The sequence below is a fragment of the Nitrospirillum amazonense genome, assembly GCF_029594735.1.
Lineage (GTDB): Bacteria > Pseudomonadota > Alphaproteobacteria > Azospirillales > Azospirillaceae > Nitrospirillum > Nitrospirillum amazonense.
This window is the reverse complement of sequence record NZ_JARPAF010000013.1, coordinates 1-383: the sequence shown is the minus strand read 5'-3', so window position 1 is coordinate 383 and position 383 is coordinate 1. Positions and strand designations below refer to the sequence as shown.

Sequence of the window (383 nt, the reverse complement as noted above, 5' to 3'; positions counted from 1 at the left end):
TCGACATCGTCACGCGGAATTACCCGGCTGAGGCTCCCTATGCTGATGGGCGGACGGCGTTGCTGGGCATTCAGAAATCCGTCTCCGCTATGGCGTTGATCTACGCTGGTTCCCAGCTTGCCACCAGCTATCAATTCCAGGACCTCAGCGTGGGGCGCGGCTATTTCGTTCTGAATGGCCAAGCACAGCCAGCTGGTAGCGTCGTTACCGTGACCGCTGCGCAACTGCCAAATCTCCGGTTCGTCGCGGGAAATACCGCCGGCCAGGATGTCATCATGGTCCGCCTTTCCGATGGGGTTGCTTGGACGGAATGGGAGCCGACGGTTGTCAATACGGTCGCCCCGGCAAGTCAGACGGCCCCTAAACTTGAAACAGTGGCGAAT

General features: G+C 59.3%; 1 protein-coding gene. It reads left to right on the top strand.

Annotation, left to right across the window (positions count from 1 at the left end; all coding sequences use genetic code 11):
* On the top strand, nucleotides 1–383 hold a 383-nt coding region (locus tag P5F91_RS28915; RefSeq protein WP_277908982.1), incomplete at both ends, for a hypothetical protein.